The organism is Rhodopseudomonas sp. B29 (assembly GCF_000333455.1).
GTDB lineage: Bacteria > Pseudomonadota > Alphaproteobacteria > Rhizobiales > Xanthobacteraceae > Rhodopseudomonas.
This window is the reverse complement of record NZ_BADD01000106.1, coordinates 1-937: the sequence shown is the minus strand read 5'-3', so window position 1 is coordinate 937 and position 937 is coordinate 1. Positions and strand designations below refer to the sequence as shown.

Here is a 937-nt window from a genome sequence, read left to right as displayed (position 1 = left end):
CGGCCGCGATGATGCGGCCGCCGCTCTGCGGTGGTCCGCCCTCCCAGGTGGTGACGATGCCGCCGGCGCCGGTGATGATCGGGATCAGCGCGGCGATGTCGTAGGGCTTGAGCTCGGTCTCGATCACGAGGTCGATCTGGCCGGCGGCCAGCATGCAGTAGGAGTAGCAGTCGCCGCCGAAGCGGGTCAGCCGAGCCTGGTTCTGGACGCGTTCGAACGTGGCGCGATCGGCTTCGTTCATCAGCAGCGGCGAGGTGGTGAACAGCACGGCGTCCTTCAGCGCGGCGCAGCGGCGCACGCCGAGCCGACGCTCTCCGGAAGGGCCTTTGTACGTTGCCGAACCATTATCTCCGGAGAAGCGCTCGCCGATGAACGGCTGGTGCATCATGCCGTAGACCGGGCTGCCCTTGTGCATCAGCGCGATCAACGTGCCCCACAGGGGAAACCCGGCGATGAAGGATTTGGTGCCGTCGATCGGGTCCAGCACCCAGACGTAGTCGGCATCCTCGCGCTCGTTGCCGAATTCCTCGCCGATGATGCCGTGTTGCGGGAAACTGCCTTTGATCAGCCGGCGCATCACCGCCTCGGCGGCGCGATCGGCTTCGGTCACCGGATCGAAATCGCGCCCGGGGTGCTTGTTGTCGATGGTCAGGGAGGTGCGGAAGAACGGCAGGATGGTGTCGCCCGAGGACGTCGCAAGGCGTCCGATGAAGGCGGCGAAGTCGATGACCGTCACGAGGGTTCCTCAGCCAAAAAACCGAATCCAGTCAGCTCTCGTTCGACGCTACGCGAAATCCGAGACCTTGCCTGCTTTATTTCTCCGCGGCGGACCGGTCCATCCTCTGAATCATCGACCACAGCCCGCACTCACAGCTTTCGCCCGCAGTTGCGAACGGAGCGATCGGGGCTGGAATTCGCGCTTCCGGCGTGGCCGGGC

Annotated in this window: 1 protein-coding gene; it reads right to left on the bottom strand. The window is 65.1% G+C overall.

Annotation, left to right across the window (positions count from 1 at the left end; genetic code table 11):
- A partial coding sequence (hisN, locus tag I5M_RS03950) for a histidinol-phosphatase (RefSeq protein WP_022720213.1) occupies positions 1 to 736 on the bottom strand: 736 nt, incomplete at its 3' end.
- Positions 737 to 937 lie beyond the last annotated feature (201 nt).